The sequence below is a fragment of the Actinoplanes sp. DH11 genome (genome assembly GCF_020873875.1).
In the GTDB taxonomy this organism is placed as follows: domain Bacteria; phylum Actinomycetota; class Actinomycetes; order Mycobacteriales; family Micromonosporaceae; genus Actinoplanes.
On record NZ_JAHWGU010000015.1, the window covers coordinates 96,691 to 120,931 of the forward strand.

Sequence of the window (24,241 nt, forward strand, 5' to 3'; positions counted from 1 at the left end):
CGATCGTCGGGGTATACGTCCGCCGGGCGCTTCCGGTTCACCGCTTCAGCAGTGAGTATGCCGAAGATCCACCGGGGTGTCGCGCGCGGCGTCACCGATCCGCACGATCAACGAGGATCACTGACTGATGGTGACGGTGGCCGTGCCGACTTAAGGGCTTTTTAAGGCTCCTCTCAGGACAGCTAAGGACTTGTGGGTGACCCTGAACAGGTGACGCCCCGGGGTGGCGAAAGACACTCACGTTCCGCACGGATCAAGGGGGGTCGACCTGGCACGGTTGGTGCAGCACCCGGAATGACTCCCCGGCCGGCGGCCGCCGCCCCCCAGTTCAGCGGCCGCCCCGCGCCCGAGACGACCCGCGGGGGACAACGCCCCCCGATGTTTCTCGTGGGAGACGGATTACGGCGCGATGCCGGGACGAGGGACGGCGGCGGGACCACACGGTCCCGCCGCCGTTCCATTCCCCGGGCCGGCGGCGGCGTGTTCGTGGGGCCGCCGCTGGCCGAACCGGTCACACACTCATCGACTCACTCCGGGTGGGGGTCAGCGGCGAGTGAGGCCGAGCCGAGGATCCGGGTGACGGTCACCTCGATGACGACCCGCTTCGGGTTGGGGCGGGGTGTGCGGTAACGCTTGGCGTACCGCTGCTCCGCCTCGGTGACCGCGTCCGGGTCGTCGCTGACCACCGCGAGGCCTTCGACGGTGCTCCACCGCGGGCCGTCGACCTGGCAGATCGCCACCCGCTGCTGACCGCGCCGGATGTGCCGGACGTGCGCCGACGTGCTGGACGAGATGATCCGGGCCAGCCCGCTCTCCGGGTCGAGGGTGGCGCCGACGGCCACCACGTGCGGCGATCCGTCGGTTCGCAGGGTGGTGAAGGTGCAGAGGTGGCGTTCGGTCCAGAAGGACAGCAGGGCCGGGGAGTCAAGGGGAATGGGGCCGCTCATCCCCGTACCCTAAGCCGCGTCTGATCTCAGGCCGGCTCGGCGGGCAGCGCGCCGCGCCGCACCGCCGCGACGAGGGCCGCGTGGTCGCGTTCCACCTGGTCGGCGTAGGCGCGGGCGAACCGGCACAGCGATTCGTCCAGTTTGTCGCTGCTGCCCACGTAGCCGGCGATCAGGGAGGCGCCGCTGGTCCGGGCGTGCGACTTGGCCAGCAGGTAACCGCAGATCCCGGCGTAGTCGGCGAGGGCGCCGGCGTTGATGTCCTCGATGACGATGGCGCCCTTCATGTCACGGAACTGGCGCACGTAGAACTGCTGGTCGCCCACCGTGGTCCAGCCGAGCAGCGGGTCGCTGACCGTCTGCAGCGACTGCTGGTACTCCACGACGCGCTGCCCCTGGTGCCGGTGCCACGCGATGGCGCCGTGCTGATGTTTCGCGATGACCGACCGGCGGGCCTGCTTGAGCTGCAGGAAGACCACGTCGTCGGGGGTGCTGCCCTCGCAGAGCGCGACGTACGCCCGGAGCCCCACCGATCCGACGCCGACCACCTTGTGCGCGATGTCGACGATCCGGTAGCCGCCCAGGATCCGCGCCCAGTGCGGTTTCAGCGTGTTCAGGTAGCCGTCGAGCGCTTCGGAGAGCCGTTCCCGCTCGGCGTCGTCGATCCGGGTGATCAGCGGGGGTTCCTCGATCAGCCGGGCGGTGCCGTCGTGCCGTTCGGTGAAGCGGGGCAGGGCGCGGTCGCTGGTCCGCCGGCGGGCCCGGCGGGCGGCCCGTTCGATCTCCTCGCGGAAGCTGGCCCGGCTCGCCGCCGACCGCATGGCCGCGACGTTGAGCTGGTCGAACGAGCGGGCCAGCAGCGGCTGCTCGGCCCGGTACGCGATCTGCTCGCGGTACTCCTCGACGCAGTGCCGCACCGCGTCGCCGCAGGCGCCGTCCCGGAATCCGTTGACCCGGCCGGCGACGTAGACGCTCACCACGAGCCGGCGCAGGTCCCACTCCCAGGGGCCGGGGTGCGCCTCGTCGAAGTCGTTGAGGTCGAAGACCAGCTCCCGCTCCGGTGAGGCGTAGAAGCCGAAGTTGCCCAGGTGGGCGTCGCCGCAGATGACCGGGGTGATGCCGGTGTGCGGCAGGCCGGCGAAGTCGTCGGCCATCAAGCCGGAGGTGCCGCGCAGGAACGCGTACGGCGAGGCGATCATGCGGCCGATCCGGACCGGGATGAGCTGCGGGACGCGGCCCAGGTGGGATTCGACAACCTGGGCGACCGGGTCGGGCCGGTCGGCGGGTGCGCGCCAGTGCGCCATGTCCGAACGAGGGGAGTGGTCGCGCAGCGAGCGGCCCAGCTCGTATCGTTCGGCGCGGGGTGCCGCGGCGCGGCGCAGCGAGGTGAACCCCTCGTCGTTTACGCTGCCCAGCACGACGGGGCCGGCGGGTCTCGGTGACGCTTCCATCGCTGCTGAGCGTACGTCCGGGGCGAACAAAGCGCGCGCGGGGCTCGTTAAATAGCCGGTGTTATCGATAACATTCCCGTTACCTGACGGACGCGAAAGCGCCGCCATCCGCATTCCCATGCCGACCGACGAGGTGCGCAAGTGGACAAGGTAGCCCGAAGCCCGGCGATGACCGATGTGGCCCGGCTGGCCGGTGTCTCCCACCAGACTGTATCTCGCGTTCTCAACGACCACCCGAATGTCAAGGAGCAGACCCGGATCCGGGTCCGTGCGGCGATCGCCGAACTGAACTACCGGCCGAACCGGGCGGCGCGCGCCCTGGTCACCGGGCGGTCCCAGCTGATCGGTGTGGTGGCCCGCAACAGCACGCTCTACGGCCCGGCCTCGATGCTCACCGAGTTCGAGCAGGCCGCGGCCGACGCCGGTTTCGCGGTGAGCGTCGGCAGCGTCCGTGAGCTGGACCGGTCCTCCATCTCGTCGGTGGTGGACCGGCACCTGGACCAGCGGGTGGCCGGGCTCGTGGTGATCGCCAACGTGGCCTCGGCCGCCGAGGCGCTCGCCGAGATCCCGTCCGACGTGCCGGTGGTCTTCATCGACGGCGACCCGGCCAGCGGCCGTCCGCTGGTCACGGTGGATCAGGTCGCCGGCGCCCGGGCCGCCACCAAGCACCTGCTCGACGCGGGGCACCAAACGGTCTGGCACGTCTCCGGCCCGACCGACTGGTTCGACTCGGCCGGCCGCATCCAGGGCTGGCGGGAGACGCTGGAGGAGGCCGGTGCGGAGGTGCCGCCGCTGCTGTCGGCCGACTGGTCGGCCGCCGAGGGGTACCGGTCCGGGCAGATGCTGGCCCGGATGCCCGAGGTCACCGCCATCTTCACGGCCAACGACCACCTGGCCCTGGGCATCCTGCGCGCGCTGCACGAGCGGGGCCGGCGGGTGCCGCACGAGGTGAGTGTCGTCGGTTTCGACGACGTCCCGGAGGCGGCCTTCTTCATTCCCCCGCTGACCACCGTCCGGCAGGCGTTCGGCGACGTGGCGCGGGCGGCGTTGGGCCTGCTCCTGGGCCAGATGCGGGCGGAGGCCGAGACGCCCGAGCACATCGTGGTGCCACCCCGCCTGGTGGTCCGGGAAAGCGTCGGGCGGCCCTTATAGGTACTCGGTTAATGAGCCGTTACCTCCTTGTTGCCGAGGCCTGTTGACACCAGTTTTGTTAGCGATAACACTAAGCCTCGCTCTGCCGGAGTGTGGCCGCCGCCACCTCCCGGCTCCCCCTCGGAGGTACACCCCTGATGTCGCAACCACAGATCTGGTTCCTCACCGGAAGCCAGCACCTGTACGGTCCGGAAACGCTCCAGCAGGTGGCCGACCAGTCCGCTGAGATCCAGCGGACCCTGGCCGCCGGCGGCCTGCCTGCCGAAATCGTCGGCAAGCCGGTCCTGACGGACTCGGGCGCCATCAAGCGCCTCATGCTGGAGGCCAACGCCGACCCGGACTGCATCGGCATCATGGCCTGGATGCACACGTTCTCGCCGGCCAAGATGTGGATCGGTGGCCTGGACGCGCTGCGCAAGCCGCTGCTGCACCTGCACACCCAGCACAACGTCTCGCTGCCCTGGTCGTCCATCGACATGGACTTCATGAACCTGAACCAGGCCGCGCACGGCGACCGCGAGTTCGGTTTCATCCAGGCCCGGCTCGGGGTGCCGCGCAAGGTGGTCGCCGGGCACGCCTCCGACCCGGCGATCGTGGCCCGGATCGAGTCCTGGGCCCGGGCCGCGCTCGGCTGGCAGCACCTGCGGTCGCTGCGGGTGGCGCGCTTCGGTGACAACATGCGCGACGTCGCGGTCACCGAGGGCGACAAGGTCGAGGCCGAGCTGCGCTTCGGTGTCTCGGTGAACACGTACGGCGTCAACGACCTCGTCGAGTACGTGGACGCCGCGGCGGAGTCCGAGGTCGACGACATCGTCGCGCAGATCTCCGACCGCTACGAGATCTCGGACGCCCTGGCCGGGCGCAAGGATTCCTTCCGCTACGCGGCGCGCATCGAGGCCGGCCTGCGGCGCTTCCTGGTGGAGGGCGGTTTCGGCGCCTTCACCACCAACTTCGAGGACCTCGGTGGCCTGCGTCAGCTGCCCGGCCTCGCGGTCCAGCGGCTGATGGCCGACGGGTACGGCTTCGGCGGTGAAGGCGACTGGAAGACCTCGGTCCTCGTCGCCACCGTGAAGGCGATGGGTTCCGGAACCGGGCGTGGCACCTCGTTCATGGAGGATTACACCTACCACTTCGGGCCCGGCGAGCCTAAGATCCTCGGCGCGCACATGCTCGAGGTGTGCCCGTCCATCGCGTCCGCCACGCCGCGCGCCGAGATCCACCCCCTGGGCATCGGCGGCCGGGAGGACCCGGTCCGGCTCGTCTTCGACGCGGCGTCCGGTCCGGCCGTGGTGATGGGCATGGCCGACATGGGCGACCGCTTCCGCCTGGTGGCCAACGAGATCGAGGTGATTCCGCCGGACGAGCCGCTGCCGAACCTGCCCGTGGCCCGGGCGGTCTGGAAGCCGGCACCGTCCCTCTCCACGTCGGCCGAGTGCTGGATCACCGCGGGCGGCCCGCACCACACGGTTCTGACCCAGGCGGTCGGCGCGGAGACCCTCCGCGACTTCGCCGAGATGGCCCAGACCGAGCTTCTCATGATCGACAACCGCACGACCCCGGCCGACTTCGCCGACCGGGTGCGCTGGAACCAGGCGTACCACCGCCTCAACCGGCCTCTGTAAGACCGCTCTCAAAGAGGAGATCCACAGTGAAATACCCCCGGCTCGCGGCGGTCCTGACCGCTGCCTCCCTGGTCGCGACGATGGCCGCGTGCGGTTCCGCCGAGAAGACCGTCGACCAGGAGGCCTCCGGCGGCGACAACGCCGGCGCCCTGGTCGGCATCACCATGCCGACCCGTTCCTCGGAGCGCTGGATCGCCGACGGTGACAACCTGAAGAAGCAGCTCGAGGGTCTGGGCTACCAGGTCGACCTGCAGTACGCCGAGGACAACATCCCGACGCAGACGCAGCAGCTCGACAACCAGATCACCAAGGGTGCGAAGCTCCTGATCATCGCGTCGATCGACGGCACCGCGATCACCACGCAGCTGGAGAACGCGAAGGCCAACAACATCCCGGTCATCGCGTACGACCGGCTGATCCGCAACAGCCCGAACGTGGACTACTACGCCACCTTCGACAACTTCAAGGTCGGCGTCCAGCAGGCCACCTCGCTGCTGACCGGCCTCAAGGTCCTCAACGCCGACGGCAGCGACGCCGGCGCCAAGGGCCCGCTGAACGTCGAGCTCTTCGCCGGCTCGCCGGACGACAACAACGCCACCTTCTTCTTCAACGGTGCGATGAGCGTCCTGCAGCCGTACATCGACTCCAAGACGATCGTCGTCAAGAGCGGCCAGACCACGTTCGAGAAGGTCGCGACCCTGCGCTGGGACCCGGCCACCGCGCAGAAGCGCATGGAGAACGTGCTGACCTCCACCTACAAGGGTGGTACGAAGGTCGACGGCGTCCTCTCCCCGTACGACGGCATCTCGATCGGTATCCTCTCGGCGCTGAAGTCGAACGGCTACGGCACCGGCGCGCAGCCGTACCCGGTCGTCACCGGCCAGGACGCCGAGGTCGCCTCGGTCAAGTCGATCGTCGCGGGCGAGCAGTACTCCACCATCTACAAGGACACCCGCCAGCTGGCGAAGGTGACCGGCGAGATGGCCGACGCGGTGCTCAAGGGCCAGACCCCGACCACGAACAACAACAAGGACTACAACAACGGGGTGAAGGTCGTCCCCGCGCAGCTCCTCGAGTCGATCATCGTCGACAAGGCCAACTACCAGGCCCAGCTCGTCGACACCGGTTACTACACGGCCGACCAGCTGAAGTGACCCGCTCCGCGCCCCGCCCGTCATCGCGCGGGCGGGGCGCGGGCTTCACGGCTGAGATGCGACACGGCCCATAGGAGGGTCCATGACCGACACGATCCTGCGGATGAGCGGCATCACCAAGACGTTCCCGGGTGTCAAGGCGTTGCAGGACGTCAACTTGGACGTGCGCAGAGGAGAGATCCACTCCATCTGCGGCGAGAACGGGGCCGGCAAGTCGACCCTGATGAAGGTGCTGTCCGGGGTCTACCCGCACGGCACCTACTCCGGTGACATCGAGTTCGACGGCGAGCGCTGCGAGTTCGCCGGCATCCGCGACAGCGAGCACCGCGGCATCGTCATCATCCACCAGGAGCTGGCGCTCGCGTCGAACCTGTCGATCGCCGAGAACATCTTCCTCGGCAACGAGCAGGCCTCGCGCGGCTTCATCGACTGGAACCGGACCAACCACGCGGCCGACGAGCTGCTGCGCCGGGTGGGCTTGGCGGAGAGCGCGGTGACACCGGTCATCGACCTGGGCGTGGGCAAGCAGCAGCTGGTGGAGATCGCCAAGGCGCTCTCCAAGAAGGTCAAGCTGCTGATCCTGGACGAGCCCACCGCCGCGCTGAACGACGAGGACTCCGAGCACCTGCTCGGCCTGCTGCGCGGTCTGCGTGACGAGGGGATCACCTGCGTGATCATCTCGCACAAGCTGAACGAGGTCATGAGCGTCTCCGACCGGGTCACCATCCTGCGTGACGGCAGGACGATCTGGACCGCCGAGACCGCCGACCTGACCGAGGACAAGATCATCTCGGGCATGGTGGGCCGCGACCTCGAGCACCGCTACCCGGAGCACGAGCCGAGAATCGGCGAAGAGGTCCTGCGGATCGAGGACTGGACCGTCCACAGCCCCACCCAGCCGGACCGCGCCCTGGTCCGCGGCGCCAACCTCACCCTGCGGCGCGGCGAGATCGTCGGCCTGGCCGGGCTGATGGGCGCCGGGCGCACCGAGCTGGCGATGAGCGTCTTCGGCCGCTCCTACGGCGTGAACATCTCCGGGCGTCTGATCAAGGACGGCAAGGAGATCAAGGCACGGACGGTACGCGAGGCGATCGAGAACGGCCTGGCGTACGCCACCGAGGACCGCAAGCGGTACGGGCTGAACCTCATCGAGGACATCAAGCGCAACATCTCCGCGGCCGCGCTGACGAAGCTCGCCAAGGGTGGCTGGGTCGACGGCAACGAGGAGCGGAAGGTTGCCGACGAGTACCGCACCAGCATGAACATCAAGGCGCCGACCGTCGAGTCGGTCGTCGGCAAGCTGTCCGGCGGCAATCAGCAGAAGGTCGTGCTGTCCAAGTGGATCTTCACCGATCCGGACGTACTGATCCTCGACGAGCCGACCCGGGGCATCGACGTCGGTGCGAAGTACGAGATCTACACGATCATCAACCGGCTCGCCGACGAAGGCAAAGCCATCCTGGTCATCTCGTCCGAGCTGCCCGAGCTGCTCGGCATCTGTGACCGCATCTACACCCTCTCGGCCGGCCGCATCACCGGTGAGGTCAACCGGGCCGAGGCGACACAAGAGGGCCTCATGACCCTCATGACCAAGGAAGAACAGGAGGTCGCGCCGTGACGGTCGCACCTACCAACGCCGACCTCACCGTCGGCAAGGGGCCGGCCGGTGCCACTGGTGGCAAGGCGCCCTTCAAGCTCAACTTCAACCTGAAGCAGAGCGGCATCTACATCGCGTTCGCGCTGATCGTGGCGCTGTTCACGGTGCTCACCGGCGGCGACATGCTCGCGCCGCAGAACATCAGCAACATCATCGTCCAGAACTCGTACATCCTGGTTCTGGCGATCGGCATGATCCTGATCATCATCGCCGGGCACATCGACCTCTCGGTCGGCTCGGTCGTCGCCGCCTGCGGCGCGTTCTCCGCGGTCATGATGGTCGACTGGGGAGTTGCCTGGCCGATCGCGCTCGTCGCCACGCTGCTGTTCGGCGCGCTCATCGGCGCCTGGCAGGGTTACTGGGTCGCCTACTTCGGCATCCCGGCCTTCATCGTCACCCTCGCCGGCATGCTGCTGTTCCGTGCCGTCACCCTGATGATCCTCGGCAACAAGGGCATCGGCCCGTTCCCCGAGGAGATCCGCACCCTCGCGAACGGCTTCACCCCCGGCTTCCTGAACAACATCGCGCTCGGCCCGCTCGGCGGCGCCGACCTGTTCAGCATCCTGGTCGGTCTCGCCGTCGTCGTCGCCATGGCGTTCGTGCAGTGGCGCGCCCGCGCCGCCCGGCTGCGCTACAACCAGGTCGTCGACCCGCTCTGGCTGTTCATCACCAAGGTCGCCGTCCCGGCGGTCCTGATCATGTACGTGATCGTCCAGCTGGCCCGCTTCCGCAACCTGCCGTGGGTGCTCGTGCTGCTCGCGGTCCTGGTCGTCGGCTACACCGTGATCACCAACCGGGCCGTCTTCGGCCGCCAGATCTACGCCGTCGGTGGCAACCTGCAGGCCGCCACGCTCTCCGGCGTCAAGGTCAAGTCGGTCGTCTTCTGGCTCTTCGTCAACATGGGCGTGCTCTCCGCGCTCGCCGGCATCATCTTCGCCGGCCGCCTCAACCAGGCGAACCCGACCGCCGGCAACAGCTTCGAGCTGGACGCCATCGCGGCCGCGTTCATCGGTGGCGCGGCCGTCCAGGGCGGCGTCGGCAAGGTCGTGGGCGCCATCACCGGCGGCCTCATCATGGGTGTCATCAACAACGGCATGGGCCTGCTCGGCGCCCAGTCCGAACAGGTGATGCTGGTCAAGGGCGCGGTCCTGCTCGCCGCGGTCGCCTTCGACGTCTGGTCGAAGCGCCGCACCGCCGCCTCCCGCTGACACATCCCCACGACGCGGTCGCCGAGACGGCCGCACGGACAAACCAGCCGCCCTGACAGGGCCTTGGCAGGGCGGCGCAAGGGCCGGCGCCTCATCATGAGGCGCCGGCTCTTTTTCTGGGCGTACGCGGTGGCGCGGTTCAGCGGGCTGCGGCGAGGGTGCGGCGGGCCGTGGCTCGAGGCTTCAGCGGGCTGCGGCGAGGCCGAATCTGGTCGGCTTGACGCCGGGGAAGACCGCCGACAGGTCACCCAGCCCGCACCGCTTCTGCAGCACCTCCCCGATCACCGCCCGGTAGTCGGTCGTCGCCGCCAGGTCGCCGGCGACCAGCGCGCCCGGCGCCAGCGTCGGCCACTGCGTGTAGACCTTGCCGCCCCGGATCCCGCCGCCGAGCAGCAGCATCGCGTTGCCGTGGCCGTGGTCGACGCCGTGCGAGGCGTTCTCGGTGACGCGCCGGCCGAACTCGCTGATCGTCAGGACTGTCACGCGCTTCATCAGAGTCGGTCCGACGTCGGCGGTGAACGCCGCGACCGCCTCGGCGAACTCGGTCAGGTTGTCATGCATGCGCTGGCCCTTGACGGCCGGGCCGAGGCTCTCGTGCATGTCCCAGTCGCCGCAGTCCACGGTCGCGGTCACCAGCCCGGCGCCGGACTTGATGATGCGGGCCACGTCGCGCAGGGCGGCACCCAGGTCGGTGGCCGGATAGCCGGTGCCGGCGGCGACGGTGCGCGTCCGGCCGACGGCGGCCAGGGCCCGGTCGGCGGCCTGCGCGGGGGCGGACAGGTGAGCGGGCGCGTCGGCGTACATGGCGCGCAGGGCCGCGGCGATCGGGCGTTTGCCGTCGCCGGCCAGGGTGAGCGTGTCGACGGAGCGCATCGACACGTCGTTCGTGGCGCCGGCGAAGAGGCGGGACGGCATGGCGTCGCCCAGCGAGACCCCGGCTAGCGGGGCGGTGTTGCCGGTGACGCCGAGCATCCGGTCCAGCCAGCCGCTGCGGACCGACGAGCCGGGCGCCGCGTTCTCCATCGCCTCCATGGCGGCGAAGTGGGAGCGGTTGGGGTCGGGCTGGCCGACCGCGTGCACGGCGGCGAGTGTGCCGGCCTTCCAGGCCGGCAGCAGCGGTGCCAGCGCCGGGTGCAGGCCGAACGTGCCGTCACCGGCGATCACCTGGCTCTTCGGCACGCCGATGGTGGGCCGGGCCCGGTAGTAGTCGGGGTCGCCGATCGGGACGATCGTGGAGAGGCCGTCGAACCCGCCGTGCAGCGAGACGACCACCAGGGTGTCGCCGGCGTACGGTGCCGCCGCGAACGCCAGGTCGACGGAGAGCGTGCCGGCGGCGGCCACCCCGGCCGCACCGGCGAGGGCGCCGCCGAGGAGCGAACGGCGCCGGACCAGGTTGGCGTGTTCCACACAGGAGACCATGCTCACCTCAGCTGGAAGGAGGGCGCGTCCAGGACGAGCGCGATCAGGTACGGCGCGGCGCCCGCGAGCGACTTGTCATTTCCGGTCAACGGGGTGTTCGGCATCTTTGACGCGACGCTGAGCACGGCCGCCGTGTGCGCCGCCGGCAGTTTCGCGCCGACCAGCCGCACCGCGAGCGCGTCGACGAGGGCGCCGTACGTCGCCGGCAGCACCGGGACCAGCGACTTCAGCAGGTCGGCGGGCCGGTTGAGCTGCTTGGGGTACCAGCCGGTGGCCAGGTTCAGGTGCAGGTTGCACCGCTGCACGAAGGCGGCCGGGGACGCCCAGGCCGCGGCGATGTCCGGGTACCCGTTCGGCGCGGCCCACCGGAACGGCGCGTTCCCCGCGTCGACCATGGCGTTGTAGAGCGCGTCCAGCGCCTTGGTCCCTTCCCGCTCCGGGCCGAGGCCGAGCGCCCGGATCGCCGCGATCATGTCCTCGAACGGGGTGCGCGTCTTACGGCCGGCGGACGCCGCGAACTCCGGCGAGGTGAACAGGGCCCGCAGCACCGGCACGATCGCGGTGTCGTTCTTCAGGTAGACGTCGGCGAGGCGGCCGACGAGCGACGCCGGTGCCTCGTCGGCGACGAACCGGACACACAGCTTGGTGGCGATCCGCTCCGCGGTGGCCCGGTGCCGCGCCAGGTGGTCGAGGAACGCGAGCGCTGCCGCCTCACCGTCGGCCTTGTCGTTGGCGTGCCGGAACCCGAGGACGTCGACGGCACCGGTGGCGTGCCGCGACGCGTCGTAGACGTAGCCGCCGGACTTGCCGACCGTCATCCCGGTGAGCAGCCGGGCCGCGGCGAGGACGTCGGCCTCGCCGTACACCAGGCCGACGGTGTGCAGCTCCATCAGCTCCCGGGCGTAGTTCTCGTTCGGGTGCGCCTTGGTCGACGACCGCTGGTCCAGGTAGGTCAGCATGGCCGGGTGGCGGGCGGCGGCCTTCAGCATGTCCGCGTACCGTCCGAAGGCGTGCTTGCGCAGCACCTGCGCGTCGTAGTCGCTCCGGGTGTCCCACACCCCGCTGGACGGCGCCGTCACGTGCAGGTGGTTCGCCCAGAACATCACCACCGACTCGAACAGCTGCCGCTCGCTCCACGCGGCGCGGACGATCGCCGCGCGGCCCAGCTGGCCGAAGGCGTCGTACGAGTGCTGCTTGAGCGAGGCGCGCACCGTCGCCGGGCTCGCCCCGGCAAGCGGAAGCCGCCGCAGCACCGCGTCGCAGGCGCCGTCGGCGATCGTCGCGGGCGCCAGCTGACGGTCCAGCCAGCCCGCCGCGCCCAGCTTGCGCGCCTGCGCCAGAACCGCCGGCGTCGCGCCGAACGTGGCCCGGCGGACCAGGTGCGCGACCGGGTCGGTGTCCACCAGCGTCGCCACCGCCCGCGAGGCCGCCTGCGGGGCCGCGAGGGCCGGTGCCTCCTCCAGCAGCAGGGCGGCGGGAGCGGCGGCAGCGGCGGCGAGGACGGTACGACGGCTGGTCATGCCCTCTGGTTCGGCCCGCCGGCGGACCCGCCGCGCCGTAGCAACCGTGACTAACGGTTCCGCAATCCGCCTGCACCCGTGACCGCGGCGGGGCTGCCGTCGTAGGCTCATGCCCGTGGATCAGGCTGAAGCGGTACGGACCCCGTCCTCCTGGGTCGTCGTCGGGCTGGACAACGGCGGCACCTGCAACAACGCCACGGTGCTCGACGCGACCGGGCAGTTCCTGGTGAGCAGCCTGGTGGAGAATCCGAGCCGGGTCCTCGACGGCCCGGAGTCGGCGGTCGAGTCCCTGGCGGCCGCGTTCACCGGCATCCTGGAGCTGACCCGCACCCCGCTGTCGCTGGTCCGGGCGGTCGGCCTGGACACACCCGGACCGGCCAGCGCGCACGGCGTCATCTCGTCCAAGGGCGCCACCAACTTCAACCAGGTCTCCTGGCACGGCTTCGACATCCGGGGCGCGCTGGAGGCCAGGCTCGGCCTGCCGGTGATCTACAACAACGACGCCAACGCGGCCGCCCTCTACGCGCACCACCGGCACTTCGGCACGGCCGCGCTGGAGAAGTCGTCGGTCTCGGCGATCGTCGGCACCGGCCTCGGCGGCGGGGTGGTGGAGAGCGGCAAGGTGATCCGGGGCGCGGCCGGCATGGCCGGTGAGCTCGGGCACGTCCAGATCCCGCTGCACGGCGTCCTCGAGGACGACCAGTTCGTCCCGGCCTGCAACTGCGGCTTCGAGGGCGACGTGGAGAGCATCGCGTCGCTGACGGGCATCAAGAAGAACCTGCTGCCGTACTGGCTGACCCGCTTCCCCGAGCACCCCCTGGCCGCCGAGCCGGTCGACCGGGCGGCGAAGCTGCTGCGCGGGTACGGCGAGAAGGACGACCCGCTCGCGATCGCCGTCTTCACCCAGCAGGCCAAGGCGATCGGCAAACTCTTCACCATCGCCGCCAACTTCACCGATCCGGACGCGTACTTCCTGGGCGGCGGCGTCGTCGAGGCGGCGCCACACTTCCGCCAGTGGTTCCTCAACACGGTCCGCGAGCACACCCAGCTCCGCGAGGAGCAGAAACGGGCGGCCACCTTCGCCCTGGTCCCCGACCTGGACATGGCCGGCGCCCGCGGCGCCGCGGTGGCCGCCCTGGACGCGGTCGCCACCGGCAAACGCTAGACACCCCACCCCGAGGCGCCCGGCACCGGCGCGGCCCAGGCCCCTGTTCGCCATGCGGCCGTGGCCGGTCCAGCGATTCCGGACCTTCCGCTCAACCGCTACGTTGTAGTGCGACAGGGCACACGTCGGCGGGCGGCCCGGGAGGCGCGGTGGGGGAGCGAACCCAGCCAGGCCGGGCGGCGTGGCTGTTCCTTTCCATCGCGCTCGCCTTGGCCTCGGGCGCCGCGCAGCTAGTGGCGAGCGGGCCGGGTCGTGCCGCGCTCCTGGTGATCTGTGCTGTCTCGGTCGTGCTGCTCCTCGGCGGCCTCGCCCGGCATGCGGTAGTTGTGCTCCCGGCACGGATGGCGCGGGAGCGCGAGGCGTTACGTGAGGCGCTCAGCTATCTGGTCGATACCGCTGACGCCCCCTTCGCCGAGGCGTTCCATCTGACCATGAACATCGGAGCGGACAACGCGGGCGACACCGTCCGGTGCGAGGTGCTGACCTCGCCGGAGGCGCCACTGCGCTATCGCTCCTTCAGCCCCGTCATCGGCGGGGACGGGGGCGGACCCGCGTTCGGCCGGATGAACTTCTCGGCGCGAGTGCTGTCGCCGGAGAACGTGCACGTCGAGGTGATGCCGATCCGGACGACGGGGCGGATGCGGGTGCTTGCGCTGTTCCGCCCGGCCGTGCACGAGCCGTGCCGCTGGGTGACCGACTACGTCTCACCCGGCCTGTGGCGGCCGTTGCGCGAGCAAGGCCACGACGAGCTGACCTGGCGCATCAGAGAACGGCCGGACGGCGTGACCGACTCGGGGACGGACATGGCGGTGACGTTCGTGCCACCTCCGGGGCGTTCCGTCGCCGTCACGGAGAGGTCGGGCCGGGGCGTCCTGTCGGTCGTTCCGGACACGGCGGGGCGGCAGTGCACGACCTGGCGGAACCCCGGCTGCCGGTCGGGGGACGTCTTCGTCTTCCAGCTCAGCACCATGCGGCCCGGACACCCCGGTTGACGACGTCAGGTCGTGGGGTCGTCCGTCAGGGCTGTCGCGACGTCCGGGAACATCGGCAGGTACTCGGTCAGGCCGAGGGTGGCGAAGAGCCGCCGCAGGAAGCCGGACGGGGCGGCGAGGCGGACCCAGCCGCCTCGCTCGGTGGCGCGGCCGTGTGCCGTGACGAGCACGCCGACGCCCATCGAGTCGCAGAAGTCGAGGCCGGAGACGTCGACGACGACGCGGGGGGAGGCTCTCTCGACGAGGCGGCCGAGGTTGGCCTTGAGGGCCGGCGCGGTGTCGATGTCGAGCGAACCGCGCAGGACGAGGACGGCCGTGTTCGGTGGGTGGTGGGCGACCGAGACCTGCATATGCGTGACTTTCGGAACGGGGGCCGGGGGCGGGCTCGCGGGGTATCGAACTTGATGACCACCCTATGCGAGCCCGCCAACTGTCGCAGGCGACCCGGCCGCAGTGTTCGTCAGGCCACGTTCCGCCACTTGCGGCCGTTGCGGCCGATGAGCCGGTCGGCGTCGGTCGGGCCCCACGAGGCGGCCTCGTAAGTGGGGATCGGCGAGTTGTCCTTGTCCCAGTGCTCGATGATCGGGTCGACGATCCGCCAGCACTGCTGCACCTCGTCGCTGCGGATGAAGAGCGACGCGTCACCGATCAGGGCGTCCAGGAGCAGCCGCTCGTACGCCTCCGGGGACTCCTCGACGAACGTGTTCTCGTACGAGAAGTCCATCGTCGCGGTCCGCACCCGGAACGAGTGACCCGGCACCTTGGCGCCGAAGCGCAGCGAGATGCCCTCGTTCGGCTGGATGCGCAGCACCAGCGCGTCGGCGTCGAGTTCGGTGAGCTGGCTGGTCGGGATCGGCAGGTGCGGCGGCCGCTGGAACTGCAGCGCCACCTCGGTGACCCGGGCCGGCAGGCGCTTGCCGGTGCGCACGTAGAACGGGACACCGGCCCACCGCCAGTTGTCCACGTTCAGGCGCATCGCGGCGTACGTCTCGGTGCGCGACAGCGGGTCGACGCCGACCTCCTCGCGGTAGCCGGCCATCAGCTCCTCGCGGGTGCCGCCCCGGGTGTACTGCCCGCGCACGGCGGCGTCGGCGATGTCCCGGTCGGTGGGCAGGCGGATGGCCTGGAGCAGCTTCACCTTCTCGTTGCGCAGGTTCTCACCCTCGAACGAGACCGGCGGCTCCATCAGCGCGAGCGCGAGGACCTGGAGCACGTGGTTCTGCACGATGTCGCGCATGGCGCCGGCGTGCTCGTAGAAGCCGCCGCGGGTGCCGACGCCGAGCGTCTCGGCGACGGTGATCTGCACGTGGTCGACCCAGGACCGGTCCCAGATGGGCTGGAAGATCGAGTTGGCGAAGCGCAGGGCCAGCACGTTCTGGACGGTGTCCTTGCCCAGGTAGTGGTCGATCCGGAAGACCTGGGACTCGTCGAACGCGCCGTGCACGACACCGTCGAGCTCGCGGGCGGTGGCGAGGTCACGCCCGTACGGCTTCTCGATGACCAGCCGGGAGAAGGTGTTCTCGGTCTGGATGTTGAGGCCGGCGCCGGCCAGCCCGTTGATCACCGGCTCGAAGGCGCCGGCCGGGGTGGAGAGGTAGAACAGCCGGTTGCCGGAGGTGCCGCGCTGCGCGTCCAGCTCGTCGAGCACCTCGGCGAGGCGCTTGAAGGTCTCCGGGTCGTCGTAGCCGCCGGCGACGTAGCGCACCCCGCCGGCCAGCTGCCGCTTCTCGGCCAGGCTGCGGCCGCCGAGCGCGCTGTCCGCGAACTGCTCGTCGCTCATCGGCGTGCGCGCGACGCCGACCAGGGCGAACTGGTCGGGAAGCCGGTTGTGCCGGGCCAGGCTCTCGACCGCCGGAAGGAGCTTGCGGCGGGTCAGGTCACCCGAGGCACCGAAGATCACCAGCGTGGCTGGCGGGGCGCTGCGCTCCTGGATGAGCTGAGGTGCTTGGTCCATGGTCTGCGTGTCCTCCGACCGGGGTTGTTGCCGTCCGTTCGACCTTACGGCGCTCCCCGGGCCGTGGTTCATATCCATACCGCGATGCGAGCAGGGCCATACCGAAAAAAGTGGCAAACTGGGACCAAAGGTCTGGCAACCGAGGGGGACCCGTGAAGTACCGGCTCGTGACCCGCAGCGATTTCGACGGTCTGGTCTGCGCGGTGCTGCTGCGGCTGTTGGACCTGATCGACGACATCAAGTTCGTGCACCCCAAGGATGTGCAGGACGGTGTGGAGGAGATCACCGACCGGGACATCCTGACCAACCTGCCGTACGCGCCGGGCGCCCACATGGTCTTCGACCACCACCACTCGGAGACCCTGCGCAACCAGGGCGACCGGGAGAACCACGTGATCGACGCGGAGGCACCCTCGGCGGCCCGGGTGATCTACGAGCACTTCGGCGGCAAGGAACGGTTCCCGCAGGTCTCCGACGACCTGATGTACGCGGTCGACCAGGCCGACTCGGCGAACTACACCCTCACCGACATCCTCAGCCCGGCCGGCTGGACGCTGCTCAACTTCCTGATGGACAGCCGTACCGGGCTCGGCCGCTTCCGCAACTTCCGGATCTCCAACTACCAGCTGATGATGCAGCTCATCGACGCCTGCATCGAGCACCAGGACGTACACGAGATCCTCGCCCTGCCGGACGTCGCCGAGCGCGCCCAGCTCTTCCACGACTGCTCGGCCCGCTTCGTGGAGCAGCTGCACCGGGTCTGCCGGACGGACGGCGACGTGGTGATCGTCGACCTGCGCGACGAAGAGGTGATCGAGGCCGGCAACCGGTTCATGGTGTACGCGCTCTTCCCCGAGGCCCGGGTCTCGGTGCACATCATCTGGGGCCGGCAGAAGCTGAACACCGTGTTCGCCTGCGGCAAGTCGATCCTCGACCGCAGCTCACCGGTCGACATCGGCGAGGTGATGCTGCGGTACGGCGGCGGCGGTCACATCGCCGCCGGCACCTGTCAGGTCCCGCACGACGAATCGGACCGGGTGGAGCGCGAGATCATCGACGCGCTGCGCACCGAACGCGTGGTGGCGGTCTGACGGCCGTCCCGCCCGGGAACGCGAGAGGGCGGCCGCCCCGATGAGGGGACGGCCGCCCGGCGCGCGGATCACGGACCTTGCCCGGGGCCCCACCCGCTGGTCGCGGGTTCGCGCCCCACGCGCTCACCCACGACGTCCTCACGCCCACCCGCGTGAGGTTTCCCGATCGCAGGACCCGGCCTGCGTGGGAGTCTGTTCAGCCCTTGAAGGCCCACTTGCTGGTGCCGGCGGCAACCGGCTCCTTGTCGTCCCCGGCAGCGACACCGTCCCCGGCAGCGCCCCCGTTCTCGGCGGCGGTTGCTTCCGGGCCGTTGTCCTGCGGTTCCGGTTCGCCGGACGGTGACGAGGGCGACGGGGCGGGCGACGGCGCCGGTTCGGGCGCCCGGTGCCGGTTGCGCAGGAACGCCCATCCGGCCCCGATCAGCGCCAGCGCCGCGACCACCCAGCCGCCGATCGACAGCACCGACGGACCCTTGTCGCCGGCGAGGATGGCGTCGTACGCCGCCTCCTCCGCGGGCGAGAGACCCGGTGCCTGGCCGGTACCGGCCGCGCCGCCGTGGTGGTTCGGGGCGGCCGCGGAGTCGGACGGCGTGAGCGTCAGCGCCGCCGCCGGCATCGACGGCGCGGCCGAGCCGTCCGCGTGCTTGGCTTCCAGGGCGAAACTGACCGAGCTCAGCGACGGCAGCGGCCCGACGGCCACGGTCAGGTCGGCCGATCTGCCCGGCGCGATGGAGGTGCCGTTCATCGCGATCCAGGTGACCGCGCTCGGCACCTCGTCGACCGGCGTCGCGCCGTGGATCTGCGCGACCGGCCGGCTCAGCTTGCGCCACTCGATCCGCGGCGCCCAGTCGTCCACCGACAGCGGGTACACCTCGGCGATCGGCGTGTCGCCCGGGATCCGCAGCGTGACCTCGGTGATCGGTGTGCTGCCGTCGTTCGTCACGTGGAAGGTCAGGTTCTCTCCGCTGCCCTGTGGCGCGCTCGCCGGGCTCACCGTGACGTCAGCCGCCGCCGGACCGGCGACGGAGAGCACGGCGGCAGCGGTCGCCACGGTCAGCACGCCCGCACGGCGGGCCATCCCCAGATGCCTCACGACATGTAGTTCGGATCACCGGACGAGATGGTTCAACGACGGCCGGGAAGTTTTCGATTCGGTTTCCGGTGCCCGATGATGGGGCCATGCGAGACGTGCCCATCGGTGGCGACATGATCCGGCTGGGCCAGTTCCTCAAACTGGCCGACCTCATCGAGACCGGCGGCGAGGGCAAGGTCCTCATCGCCGCCGGCGACGTGACCGTGAACGGGGAGGTGGACGTGCGCCGCGGCCGTCAGCTCCAGCCCGGTGACGTGGTGGAGGTCCTCGGCCGGCAGGCCCGGGTCGTCGAATAGGGGGAAGATCCGGAACTGGGCGGAACCCGGGTGACTGTCGTCTCGTCGTACCCGTTATGACCCGAACCCGAATCCCCGCACGCGGCCTGCTGGCCGCCACCGCCATTCCCCTTCTGTTGCTGGGCGCCTGTGCCCGGCCCGCCGCGACCGGCCCCGAGGCCGGCGCGCCCGCCGCCGAGCCGGTGACCGAGAGCGGCGCCGCGCCGGCGGCCGACGCCCTGGTGCTGCGCGTGCGGCACCGGGGCGGCTTCGTCCCGCCGCAGCTCCTGGTGGGCCGGCTGCCGCAGGTGAGCGTCTACGCCGACGGCCGGGTGATCACGGACGGGCCGGTGCCGCTCGTCGCGCCCGGCCCGGCCCTGCCCAACCTCCAGGTCCAGAAGATCACGCCGGAGCAGGTGAAGCAGCTGACCGCTCAGGCGGTGCAGGCCGGTGTGACGACCGGCGCCGACTTCGGCACGCCGAACGTCGCCGACGTCCCGAGCACCGAGGTCACCGTGGTCACCGGCTACGGCACCGAGACCGTCGACGTGGTCGCCCTCAACGAGGCGCAGCCGGACGACACCTCGCTGACCCCGGCGCACCAGGCCGCCCGCACCGAGCTGCGCGGCTTCATCGACAAGCTGACCGGGCTCAGCGGCGACTCCGAGCCCTACCGGCCGGAGCAGGTCGCCGCGATCGCCCGGCCGTGGACCGACAACGGTGACGGGCTGGCCGGCAAGCCGATCGACTGGCCGGGCCCGGCGCTGCCGGGAGAACAACTGGACAAGAACGTGGACGTGCGCTGCGTGGTCGCCTCCGGCGCCGGCAAGGACGACGTCTGGGCCGCCGCCGAGAAGGCGAACCAGCAGACGCCGTGGGTCTCCGGCGGCAAGCAGTGGTCGGTCACGTTCCGGCCGCTGCTGCCCGACGAGTCCGGCTGCGAGTCGCTGCGGAGGGCCGAGTGAGCCCGTTCGACGAGCCGTTCGAGGAGCCGTTCGCATCCGGCGACCGGGCGCCGGGCGGTGCTGCCCCGGACGGCGCCGCGCCGGGCGGTGCTGCCCCGGGCGGTGCTGCCCCGGACGGCGCCGCGCCGGGCGGTGCTGTCCCGGGCGGCGCCGCGCCGGGCGCCGGCCTCGCGTGGCCGCCGTGCCGCTGGCCGGAACTCACCAGACGTCGCCGTCGCGCCAGTCGCAGACGAGGACGCCGCTCCCGCTGAGGCCGCGGACCAGGGTGCTGTCGTCGTCCTCGGGTGTCCGGGTCACCCCGGAGGGCGCCAGCACCGCGGTCCCGCCGGTCCACGGCTGCCAGCCCCGGCCCAGGTAGAGCGCCCGCCCCTCGTCCGAGCTGGAGAGCGCGCCCAGGTGGAAGGAGCTGTCGATCACATGCTCGGCGCGGGCGAGGACGGCGGCGGCGAGGCCGCGCCTGCGGCGATCCGGGTGTACGGCCACCGCTTCCAGATAGCCGCAGCGCAGCGAGGAGTCGCCGAGCAGGAGCCGGCGCTGCACGACGGCCGCGTGGGCGACCGGGCGGCCGCCCTCGGCGACGATCATGTGCAGGCCGCCGAGCGCGTGATCCCAGTCCTCGTCGGCGAACTCGCCGTCGAAGGCGAGGTCGAGCAGTTCGCGGAGGGCGACCCGGGCGCGCGGGTCGAGGTCAGCCGTGGGAACGGTTCGTACCGTGGTCACACCGCATGGTAGGCCTGCCTGACCTGACTGTTCCGGTCCGCGGCGGGGTGCCGGGACGGCAGCCGGTCGGCGGGGTGCTCGGGCAGCGGGGGCGCGTCGGCGAGGTGCGCGTGGACGAAGGCCTCGGCCAGCTTGTCGCCGTGGAACTTCAGCGGTTCCTCGGTGTGATGTTCTTGAGCCATGAGTTCATCGTGAACCCGTACGGTTGCGAAAAGCCGGTGTTCGGCGCGGCCCGCCCGGTGCTCCCGGGCGGGCCCGCGTGAGGTCGGTCAGTGGACCTCGAGCAGATCCACCACGAAGACCAGCGTCTCGTTCGGCTTGATGGCACCGGCCGCGCCCCGCGCGCCGTAACCCAGGTGCGGCGGGATGATCAGCCGGCGGCGGCCGCCGACCTTCATGCCGGCCACACCCTGGTCCCAGCCGGCGATGACCTGCTGGCCGCCGACCCGGAAGCCGAACGGCTCGCCGCGGTTGTAGGAGGCGTCGAACTCCTTGCCCGTGGACTGGGCGACACCGACGTAGTGCACGCTGACGAACTCGCCGGGCTTCGCCTCCTGGCCGTCACCCTCGACGATGTCCTCGATCAGCAGCTCGCTGGCCGGGGTCTCGGGGATGGGACCGACGTCAGGCTTGTTCATGAATCCTCCAGATTTCTTACCGGACATCGGCCATGCAATCACAGCTTCCCCGCCGCTGAACGAGCGGTGCCCGAAGTACGTACCCCCGGGTGGCCGGGAAATCGCCCGGCCGCGCCGTGCCGCCGTAAGGGGAGACCCCGTGTTCGTCCGCCGCCTCGCCGTCGTGGGCCTGCTGGCCCTGGCATCCGTGCCCGCCGTGCCCGCCGCCGCGCGCGCCCACGGCTCGCCGGTCACGCCGATCAGCCGGACCGCTGCCTGCGCCGGCAACGGCACCCGGACCGGTGCGGCGGCCTGTGTCGCGGCGCGCGAGGCCACCGGCGGGCGGTTGGGGGCGTACGACAATCTGCGGCTCGCCGGGGTGGACGGCAAGGACCGCCGGCGGGTTCCGGACGGGCAGCTGTGCAGTGGTGGTCTCGACGCGTACCGGGGTCTGGACCTGGCCCGCGACGACTTCCCGGCCACGAAGGTGCGGTCCGGTCAGCGGCTCGCGATCAGCTACCGGGGGACGATCCCGCACCAGGGCAGCTTCCGGATCTATGTGACCGATCCGGGTCACGACCCGGCGAAGAAGCTGACCTGGGACGATCTGGGCGCCGAGCCGCTCGCCGAGGTCAAGGATCCGCCGCTGACCGACGGCGCGTACCGGATGCGGGTGCGGCTGCCGGAGCGGACCGGGCGGCACATCCTCTACGTGGTGTGGGAGACGTCCAGCACGCCGGACACCTACTACTCCTGTTCCGACCTGGTCTTCGCAGAACCGGTCGTCAAGAAGGCGGCGGCTCGCAAGACCACGGCGCCGCCGTCGTCCCGGCCGGCCGGCACGGCGGCGAGCCCGGCGAGGTCGAGCCCGGCGGCGGAACCGGCTGGGGCAGGACCGGCTGGGGGAGCGGCGTCCCCGACACCGGAACCGGTGACCGGGACGCCGGAGCCGACGACCGAGGCGCCGGTTCTGGTGACCGCCGGGAAGAAAACGGACGGCACGGCCTCGCTCGGGCACTGGCTGATCGTGGGAGCGCTCACGGCGGCCGCCCTGGTGGCGGCGGGTGCGGGCCTCGGGCGGCTGCGGCGGCGCCGGATCTGACGGAATCCGGGTTGAACCGCCGCACTGTCGATCTCGTACTGACGGGCGTCGACGATGCACCGCCTGTCCGGCCCCCTTGACGACGAAAGGCCAAGCATGAGTCGTGTTCGTTACCGCGCCCCGTCCCGCCGCCCGTGGCTGTCCCGCCGCCGGGTGCTCGCCCTCGCCGCGACGGGCGTCGGCGTGTCCGCCGTCTCGGTGGCCGGCCTGAGCCTCGCCGGGGAGAGCGGCGGCCGGGACTCCGGGAACGGCACACCGCTGGTGTTGTCGCTGCGCGACGCGGACAAGGGCACCTTCGACGTCTTCTCCGGCGACCGGCGGCTCACGATCACCGACCGGGACCTCGCCGCCCAGGTGCTCAAAGCCGCCGGCCGCTGACCGTCAGGAGAACGCGCATGTCCTCACACCGCGAGGCCCCGGAGATCAGCAAAGATCCGGTCGCCGACAGTTCCGACCTGTACGCCTTCGTCAGCCCCGACGACCCGGACACGGTCACCCTGATCGCCAACTACGTGCCGCTCCAGCCCCCGGCGAGCGGGCCGAACTTCTTCGAGTTCGGCGACGACGTCCTCTACGAGGTGCACGTCGACGTGAACGGCGACGCCCGCCCGGACATCACGTACCAGTTCCGCTTCCGCACCGAACTGCGCAACGACCGCACCTTCCTCTACAACACCGGCCCGATCGAATCGCTGGACAGCGAGAACTGGAACCGGCGGCAGTTCTACTCGGTCACCAAGGTCGACTCCGCGGGCAAGAGCACGGTCCTCGCGAAGAGCCTGCCCTGCCCGCCGTGCAACGTCGGCCCGCTCTCCATCCCGGACTACGACGGCCTGGCCGCCGACGCGGTGCACCAGCTCAAGACCGGTGAGAAGGTCTTCGCCGGTCAGCGCGCCGACGCGTTCTTCGTCGACCTGGGCGCCATCTTCGACCTCGGCACCCTGCGCCCGTTCCAGGACAAGCACCTGGTCGGGCAGAACCTGTTCAACTACGCCGGCAAGGCGGTGAACGCCACCGACAAGACGAACGTGCATAGCATCGCGATCCAGATCCCGTTGCACATGGTGCGCCGGGACGGCAAGAAGCGGGTCCGCGCCAAGGACCCGGGGGCGGTGATCGGGGTCTGGACGTCCGCGAGCCGGCGTCAGGTCGAGATCCGCAGCGGCAAGGACGGCAGCGACGTCGTGGTCGGGCCGACCGTCCAGGTGTCCCGGCTGGGCAACCCGCTGTTCAACGAGGTCATCGTGCCGATGGCGGAGAAGGACCGGTGGAACGGCCTGCCGCCGAGCGAGGACAAGCGGTTCGCCGAGTTCGTCGCCACCCCGGAGCTGGGCGCGCTGCTGCCGGCGCTCTACCCGGGGTTGTTCGACAACCTGGCCGCGCTCAACGAGACGAAGGCGCCCCGGGCGGACCTGCTCGCGATCCTGCTCACCGGCATCCCGGACGGCCTGATCGACGACTTCCAGAACAACACCGGTGAGCTGCAGGCCGACATGCTGCGCCTCAACACGGCCGTCGCGCCGACCGGCAAGCCGAACAAGTTCGGGCTGCTCGGCGGCGACCTGGCCGGCTTCCCGAACGGCCGGCGCATCGCCGACGACGTGGTGTCGATCTCGCTGCGGGCGATCGCCGGTGTCACCGTGCCGCTCGTCGACGCCGACTTCGAGCCGGACGCCGCGGCCGCGCTCGTGGAACAGGGCCTGGGCATCAAGGACACCGGTGCCCGCCTGCTGAAGAAGTTCCCCTACCTGGGCACCCCCTTCGACGGATTCGGAAACCCCTCGTGAGCCATCACCACCACACGCTCGCCCCGTCCGGACAGGGCACGGTCATGCTGAACATCGGCGGCGGGATCGGCGCGCTGATCATCTACACCCCGGGCCGGCTGCACGGCCACGAGATCGAGGTGAGCCCGGCCGGTGCGCCGCAGGACCGTACGCATGCCGCGGTCCGCGCCCGGTTCGTCCGCGGCGGCGTCACCTTCTGCGTCGTCCTCGACGCGCTGCCCGAGGGCCGGTACCTGGTGTGGCAGCAGGGCGACACCCCGCTGGCCGAGGTGGAGGTGCGGGGCGGCACGGTCGCCGAGTTCACCTGGCCCGCTGTCGCTGTCCCCGGGAGGACACCGGTTCCGGTCTAGTCT

At 70.8% G+C, this 24,241-nt stretch carries 24 protein-coding genes; 14 read left to right on the plus strand and 10 right to left on the minus strand.

The genetic code is table 11. From position 1 onward, the window contains the following. Positions 1–527 precede the first annotated feature (527 nt). Positions 528–947, minus strand: a complete 420-nt coding sequence (locus tag LPA41_RS22360; protein WP_229072654.1) for a pyridoxamine 5'-phosphate oxidase family protein — start codon at positions 945–947, stop codon at positions 528–530. A 26-nt stretch (positions 948–973) separates the two neighbouring features. Then, positions 974–2,395 (minus strand): DUF2252 domain-containing protein, encoded by a 1,422-nt coding sequence (locus tag LPA41_RS22365; RefSeq protein WP_229072655.1) that lies wholly within the window; start codon positions 2,393–2,395, stop codon positions 974–976. 168 nt (positions 2,396–2,563) lie between these two features. Here LPA41_RS22365 and LPA41_RS22370 point away from each other — a divergent pair, with 168 nt between their 5' ends. The 5 genes from LPA41_RS22370 to mmsB all read left to right on the plus strand — a co-directional run bounded on the left by LPA41_RS22370 (position 2,564) and on the right by mmsB (position 9,188). Then, a complete protein-coding gene (locus LPA41_RS22370) occupies positions 2,564–3,547 on the plus strand; it encodes a LacI family DNA-binding transcriptional regulator (protein WP_229072804.1) in 984 nt (327 codons plus the stop codon). Between the two features lie 137 nt (positions 3,548–3,684). Beyond that, positions 3,685–5,169: an L-arabinose isomerase gene (gene araA, locus LPA41_RS22375; RefSeq protein WP_229072656.1), complete on the plus strand. Its 1,485-nt coding sequence runs from the start codon at positions 3,685–3,687 to the stop codon at positions 5,167–5,169. Between the two features lie 26 nt (positions 5,170–5,195). Next, positions 5,196–6,323 carry a multiple monosaccharide ABC transporter substrate-binding protein gene (gene chvE, locus LPA41_RS22380; protein ID WP_229072657.1) on the plus strand — a complete coding sequence of 376 codons (1,128 nt, stop codon included), beginning with the start codon at positions 5,196–5,198 and terminating at the stop codon, positions 6,321–6,323. Between the two features lie 82 nt (positions 6,324–6,405). Beyond that, positions 6,406–7,941: a multiple monosaccharide ABC transporter ATP-binding protein gene (mmsA, locus tag LPA41_RS22385; protein ID WP_229072658.1), complete on the plus strand. Its 1,536-nt coding sequence runs from the start codon at positions 6,406–6,408 to the stop codon at positions 7,939–7,941. Continuing rightward, on the plus strand, positions 7,938–9,188 hold the full coding sequence (gene mmsB, locus LPA41_RS22390; RefSeq protein ID WP_229072659.1) for a multiple monosaccharide ABC transporter permease: 1,251 nt from the start codon (positions 7,938–7,940) through the stop codon (positions 9,186–9,188). The genes mmsA and mmsB overlap by 4 nt, the downstream gene beginning before the upstream one ends. Before the next feature lie 183 nt (positions 9,189–9,371). On the opposite strand, the gene LPA41_RS22395 is transcribed toward mmsB, so the two are convergent. After that, entirely contained in the window at positions 9,372–10,595 is a 1,224-nt protein-coding gene (locus LPA41_RS22395; RefSeq protein ID WP_229072661.1) for a DUF1501 domain-containing protein, read from the minus strand. A gap of 14 nt (positions 10,596–10,609) precedes the next feature. Beyond that, positions 10,610–12,127, minus strand: coding sequence for a DUF1800 domain-containing protein (locus LPA41_RS22400; RefSeq protein ID WP_229072662.1), 1,518 nt, complete (start codon positions 12,125–12,127; stop codon positions 10,610–10,612). Positions 12,128–12,242: 115 nt separating this feature from the next. Between LPA41_RS22400 and LPA41_RS22405 the strand changes: the two genes are divergently transcribed. Both LPA41_RS22405 and LPA41_RS22410 read left to right on the plus strand, forming a co-directional pair. Then, the gene (locus tag LPA41_RS22405) at positions 12,243–13,292 is read left to right on the plus strand and encodes an ROK family protein (RefSeq protein WP_229072663.1); all 1,050 of its coding nucleotides are present in this window, start codon (positions 12,243–12,245) and stop codon (positions 13,290–13,292) included. 149 nt (positions 13,293–13,441) lie between these two features. Then, positions 13,442–14,284 carry a hypothetical protein gene (locus LPA41_RS22410; protein ID WP_229072665.1) on the plus strand — a complete coding sequence of 281 codons (843 nt, stop codon included), beginning with the start codon at positions 13,442–13,444 and terminating at the stop codon, positions 14,282–14,284. Between the two features lie 5 nt (positions 14,285–14,289). Here LPA41_RS22410 and LPA41_RS22415 read toward each other — a convergent pair whose 3' ends face one another. Together LPA41_RS22415 and zwf are read right to left on the minus strand one after the other, a co-directional pair. Further along, positions 14,290–14,634, minus strand: a complete 345-nt coding sequence (locus LPA41_RS22415; RefSeq protein ID WP_229072666.1) for an STAS domain-containing protein — start codon at positions 14,632–14,634, stop codon at positions 14,290–14,292. Positions 14,635–14,744: 110 nt separating this feature from the next. Further along, a complete protein-coding gene (zwf, locus tag LPA41_RS22420) occupies positions 14,745–16,238 on the minus strand; it encodes a glucose-6-phosphate dehydrogenase (RefSeq protein WP_229072667.1) in 1,494 nt (497 codons plus the stop codon). Positions 16,239–16,390: 152 nt separating this feature from the next. On the opposite strand from zwf, the gene LPA41_RS22425 reads away from it, so the two are divergent. Then, positions 16,391–17,329: an exopolyphosphatase gene (locus LPA41_RS22425; RefSeq protein ID WP_229072668.1), complete on the plus strand. Its 939-nt coding sequence runs from the start codon at positions 16,391–16,393 to the stop codon at positions 17,327–17,329. A 196-nt stretch (positions 17,330–17,525) separates the two neighbouring features. Here the strand turns inward: LPA41_RS22425 and LPA41_RS22430 are convergent, their stop codons facing one another. Further along, positions 17,526–18,407 carry a DUF1775 domain-containing protein gene (locus LPA41_RS22430; RefSeq protein WP_229072670.1) on the minus strand — a complete coding sequence of 294 codons (882 nt, stop codon included), beginning with the start codon at positions 18,405–18,407 and terminating at the stop codon, positions 17,526–17,528. A 101-nt stretch (positions 18,408–18,508) separates the two neighbouring features. On the opposite strand from LPA41_RS22430, the gene LPA41_RS22435 reads away from it, so the two are divergent. Continuing rightward, positions 18,509–18,718 (plus strand): RNA-binding S4 domain-containing protein, encoded by a 210-nt coding sequence (locus LPA41_RS22435; RefSeq protein ID WP_229072672.1) that lies wholly within the window; start codon positions 18,509–18,511, stop codon positions 18,716–18,718. Between the two features lie 56 nt (positions 18,719–18,774). Then, a complete protein-coding gene (locus tag LPA41_RS22440; protein ID WP_229072674.1) occupies positions 18,775–19,662 on the plus strand; it encodes a hypothetical protein in 888 nt (295 codons plus the stop codon). A gap of 198 nt (positions 19,663–19,860) precedes the next feature. On the opposite strand, the gene LPA41_RS22445 is transcribed toward LPA41_RS22440, so the two are convergent. The 3 genes from LPA41_RS22445 to LPA41_RS22455 all read right to left on the minus strand — a co-directional run bounded on the left by LPA41_RS22445 (position 19,861) and on the right by LPA41_RS22455 (position 21,020). Then, complete coding sequence (locus LPA41_RS22445) at positions 19,861–20,382, minus strand: GNAT family N-acetyltransferase (RefSeq protein WP_229072676.1); 522 nt, start codon at positions 20,380–20,382, stop codon at positions 19,861–19,863. After that, entirely contained in the window at positions 20,379–20,564 is a 186-nt protein-coding gene (locus tag LPA41_RS22450; RefSeq protein WP_229072677.1) for a hypothetical protein, read from the minus strand. The genes LPA41_RS22445 and LPA41_RS22450 overlap by 4 nt, the downstream gene beginning before the upstream one ends. Before the next feature lie 87 nt (positions 20,565–20,651). Next, positions 20,652–21,020, minus strand: coding sequence for an FKBP-type peptidyl-prolyl cis-trans isomerase (locus LPA41_RS22455; RefSeq protein ID WP_229072678.1), 369 nt, complete (start codon positions 21,018–21,020; stop codon positions 20,652–20,654). A gap of 139 nt (positions 21,021–21,159) precedes the next feature. Between LPA41_RS22455 and LPA41_RS22460 the strand changes: the two genes are divergently transcribed. The 4 genes from LPA41_RS22460 to LPA41_RS22475 all read left to right on the plus strand — a co-directional run bounded on the left by LPA41_RS22460 (position 21,160) and on the right by LPA41_RS22475 (position 24,238). Then, positions 21,160–22,101: a lytic polysaccharide monooxygenase gene (locus LPA41_RS22460; RefSeq protein ID WP_229072680.1), complete on the plus strand. Its 942-nt coding sequence runs from the start codon at positions 21,160–21,162 to the stop codon at positions 22,099–22,101. A 96-nt stretch (positions 22,102–22,197) separates the two neighbouring features. Next, a complete protein-coding gene (locus LPA41_RS22465; RefSeq protein ID WP_229072681.1) occupies positions 22,198–22,479 on the plus strand; it encodes a hypothetical protein in 282 nt (93 codons plus the stop codon). Positions 22,480–22,496: 17 nt separating this feature from the next. Continuing rightward, positions 22,497–23,888: a DUF4331 domain-containing protein gene (locus LPA41_RS22470; protein WP_229072683.1), complete on the plus strand. Its 1,392-nt coding sequence runs from the start codon at positions 22,497–22,499 to the stop codon at positions 23,886–23,888. Beyond that, a complete protein-coding gene (locus LPA41_RS22475) occupies positions 23,885–24,238 on the plus strand; it encodes a phospholipase (protein ID WP_229072684.1) in 354 nt (117 codons plus the stop codon). The genes LPA41_RS22470 and LPA41_RS22475 overlap by 4 nt, the downstream gene beginning before the upstream one ends. The last annotated feature ends 3 nt before the right edge of the window (positions 24,239–24,241 follow it).

Coding starts and splice junctions, on each gene's coding strand:
- araA (WP_229072656.1), top strand. CDS start 3,685: ATGTCGCAACCACAGATCTGGTTCCTCACCGGAAGCCAGCACCTGTAC.
- LPA41_RS22370 (WP_229072804.1), top strand. CDS start 2,564: ATGACCGATGTGGCCCGGCTGGCCGGTGTCTCCCACCAGACTGTATCT.
- LPA41_RS22470 (WP_229072683.1), top strand. CDS start 22,497: ATGTCCTCACACCGCGAGGCCCCGGAGATCAGCAAAGATCCGGTCGCC.
- mmsA (WP_229072658.1), top strand. CDS start 6,406: ATGACCGACACGATCCTGCGGATGAGCGGCATCACCAAGACGTTCCCG.
- LPA41_RS22440 (WP_229072674.1), top strand. CDS start 18,775: ATGACCCGAACCCGAATCCCCGCACGCGGCCTGCTGGCCGCCACCGCC.
- LPA41_RS22360 (WP_229072654.1), bottom strand. CDS start 947: ATGAGCGGCCCCATTCCCCTTGACTCCCCGGCCCTGCTGTCCTTCTGG.
- LPA41_RS22455 (WP_229072678.1), bottom strand. CDS start 21,020: ATGAACAAGCCTGACGTCGGTCCCATCCCCGAGACCCCGGCCAGCGAG.
- LPA41_RS22450 (WP_229072677.1), bottom strand. CDS start 20,564: ATGGCTCAAGAACATCACACCGAGGAACCGCTGAAGTTCCACGGCGAC.
- LPA41_RS22400 (WP_229072662.1), bottom strand. CDS start 12,127: ATGACCAGCCGTCGTACCGTCCTCGCCGCCGCTGCCGCCGCTCCCGCC.
- LPA41_RS22435 (WP_229072672.1), top strand. CDS start 18,509: ATGCGAGACGTGCCCATCGGTGGCGACATGATCCGGCTGGGCCAGTTC.
- LPA41_RS22415 (WP_229072666.1), bottom strand. CDS start 14,634: ATGCAGGTCTCGGTCGCCCACCACCCACCGAACACGGCCGTCCTCGTC.
- LPA41_RS22430 (WP_229072670.1), bottom strand. CDS start 18,407: ATGGCCCGCCGTGCGGGCGTGCTGACCGTGGCGACCGCTGCCGCCGTG.
- zwf (WP_229072667.1), bottom strand. CDS start 16,238: ATGGACCAAGCACCTCAGCTCATCCAGGAGCGCAGCGCCCCGCCAGCC.
- LPA41_RS22365 (WP_229072655.1), bottom strand. CDS start 2,395: ATGGAAGCGTCACCGAGACCCGCCGGCCCCGTCGTGCTGGGCAGCGTA.
- LPA41_RS22465 (WP_229072681.1), top strand. CDS start 22,198: ATGAGTCGTGTTCGTTACCGCGCCCCGTCCCGCCGCCCGTGGCTGTCC.